Consider the following 2,711-nt stretch of genomic DNA (forward strand, 5'->3'; position numbering starts at 1 on the left):
CGACGCGAAATGTATTACGGCGTGGGATACCGCCCACACACAGTCCAGCGCGTAGCGCTCGGCGCGGACAAGGATGGTCGTCTGGTAGCCATAGCGCATGAAGCCTATCAGGAGACTTCAACTTACGAAGAGTATACGGAGGCTCTCCTCAGCGCGACGCGGTTCCTGCATTCGTGTCCGAACGTCTACACGCGCCATCGCCTCGCCCGCTTGAATATACACACCCCGACTTGGATGCGCGGACCTGGCGAAGCGAGCGGCAGCTTCGCCCTCGAATCCGCCATGGACGAGGTCGCCATCGCCCTGAATATCGATCCGGTGGAACTGCGCCTGCGCAATGAGCCGGAGCAGGATGAGTCCAAAAAGCTGCCTTTCTCGAGTCGCTCGACGCGGGAATGTTACCGGGTGGGCGCCGAGCGCTTTGGATGGAGCCGGCGCACCCCCGAGCCGCGTTCGATGCGCGACGGCCGCTTGCTGATCGGCTGGGGAATGGCGAGCGCCACATATCCAATGAATTTTGCGCCCGCTTCCGCACTTGCGCGTCTGTTGCCCGATGGCACGGCCGAGGTGGCGAGCGCCGCAAGTGACATGGGACCGGGCACCTGGACTTCGATGACCCAGGTGGCAGCCGATACTCTTGGTGTTCCCATCGAGCGGGTGAGGTTCCGTCTCGGCGATAACCAGTTGCCCAAGACACCTCCACATGGCGGCTCGATGACAATGGCGAGCGTGGGCAGCGCAGTGCAGGCTGCCTGCCGCAAAGTCCGCGACGAGGCCCTCAACCGCGCCGGGGTGAGCGATATCCTCGAGGCTATGCAACGCATTGGGCAGCCGATCGAGGTCAGCGCCGACACGGCCCCAGGTGAGGAGACGAAGCGGTTCTCCATGCACGCGTTCGGCGCTGTGTTCGTGGAGGTCGCCGTTGATCCCGATCTCGGAGAAACACGCGTGCGGCGCATCGTCGGCGCATATGGAGCGGGGCGCATCGTCAACCCTAAGACGAGCCGCAGCCAGTGCATTGGTGGTATGATTGGAGGCATCGGTATGGCGCTGATGGAACACTCTGTGGTGGACGTGCGCAACGGTCGGGTCACCAACGCCAATTTCGCCGAATACGCAGTGCCGGTGCATGCCGATGCCCCGCCGACCATGGACGTCACGTTCGTGGAGGAGCACGACCCGCACGTGAACCCGCTCGGTGTGAAGGGGCTCGGCGAGATCGCATTGGTCGGCGTCGCGCCAGCCATCGCCAACGCTATCTTCCACGCCACGGGACGGCGTATCCGTGAGCTACCGATCACGCCAGACAAGCTGCTGTGAAAGATATGGCATCGTAGGCGTATGCGATCTGCGCGCGCTGTCGATGATCCATGCCGCCATCCGGGGAGAGGCTGCAACCCATTAGGAACTACGCATCCTTGCTCGCGAGGAACAGGATGACAGGGGCGACGTCGTCCTCCGGCGATCCACTCCCAACGGGTTGGTTGCCGGCGGGGCGTCTCCACCCATGTGTTAGCGATCGGAAGGACATTGTGATCCTGTAGTCACCCCAATCGCGGCGGATTGGGTGTTGCTGGTTTCGTGAGGTCAGAACAACGCCGCCTGCACATAGGCGACGGCACTTCGCGAGCGGCGTTCTGCGTCAGGAAAGATGCGACCAGCAGTACGAGGCCCGCGGCTGCGGGCAGGGCACCGGCCGGGTTCCGGACACCGAGATGCGCCAACCCGGACAGCAGCAGGTGATAGAAGATGCCGCATAGGGGAGATCGCTGAGCGCTACGCCGAAGCGTCATAGGATTGCGGGTGCCGTATAGTTGCGTTCGCGCGAGTGAAATCCCAAGTAAGTCACCAATAACAAAAAGTTATATGGCGAGGGCAGCGCGGCTCACGCGCCCTGTCCTGAACAGCTCCGCTATGTTACGGGATTTGTATTCGGGAGGATTGCTCAGCGCTTTGTTGCCTCTCGGAAATGCGCAGCGCCACGGGCGACGCGTTCATCGATCTCGGAAAAGTTCTTTCCCCTTTATCGAGGGCGATGACGCACGCCTGGAAGCGTGAGCTATGCATGGCCATGGGAGGAAAATCATGCACAAACTGAATAAAGACGTTGGCATCAGGAAGTTTGATACGGCAAGCGCAATACGTTGCTTGCTGGCAGCGTCGGCGGCGGCGCTGCTGTGGGCGGCTCCCTCTCATGCCAAAGAACTGACCTTCGGCTATGTTCCGGCGAGCCTGGAGTATCCGTACAACGTATCCACCGCCGAAGGTTTCAAGGAAGCTGCGGCGGCAGCGGGCGTAAAAACGGTCGTCCTCGATCCGCGCGGCAGCGTCGAAAAGCAGGGCAATGCTCTCGACGACCTGATCACCCAGAAGGTCGACGCCGTTGGGTTCCTGCCGCTTGATTCCGTGGTGTCGGAATCCTTCGTCGACAAGCTCAACGCTTCGAAAATTCCGGTTGTCGCCATTGCCCTTCAGGTCGGCGACTCGGCGTCGCGCAAGATTACCGATCCCTATCCGGGGCTGTCCGCGCTGGTTGCGACCGATAACTACAAGGCCGGCTTTGTCTCCGGCGAGATGGCCGCAGGCATTCTTCCCAAAGACAAGACGGCGAAGATCGGCATCGTCATGGGCGATCCGGCTTACACCATTGTGAAACTCGACACGGAAGGCTTCCGCGCCGCGTTGGACAAGGCCGGCGCGAAATACGAAAT

2 protein-coding genes and 2 pseudogenes are annotated in these 2,711 nt (G+C 61.4%); 2 read left to right on the forward strand and 2 right to left on the reverse strand.

The features are described from left to right. Positions 1-1,320 (forward strand): xanthine dehydrogenase family protein molybdopterin-binding subunit (locus tag EOA33_RS31140; RefSeq protein ID WP_145989381.1); only part of this gene is annotated, 1,320 nt, incomplete at its 5' end. 30 nt (positions 1,321-1,350) lie between these two features. Here EOA33_RS31140 and EOA33_RS40985 read toward each other — a convergent pair. Together EOA33_RS40985 and EOA33_RS40990 are read right to left on the reverse strand one after the other, a co-directional pair. Further along, a pseudogene (locus EOA33_RS40985) lies at positions 1,351-1,468 on the reverse strand (3-oxoacyl-ACP reductase); the annotation flags it as partial. Between the two features lie 76 nt (positions 1,469-1,544). Then, positions 1,545-1,801 (reverse strand): annotated as a pseudogene (locus EOA33_RS40990) (hypothetical protein); the annotation flags it as partial. A 284-nt stretch (positions 1,802-2,085) separates the two neighbouring features. Between EOA33_RS40990 and EOA33_RS31150 the strand changes: the two are divergent. Next, on the forward strand, positions 2,086-2,711 hold a 626-nt coding region (locus EOA33_RS31150), incomplete at its 3' end, for a sugar ABC transporter substrate-binding protein (RefSeq protein WP_145989382.1).

This window comes from Mesorhizobium sp. M4A.F.Ca.ET.050.02.1.1, assembly GCF_003997725.1.
GTDB lineage: Bacteria > Pseudomonadota > Alphaproteobacteria > Rhizobiales > Rhizobiaceae > Mesorhizobium.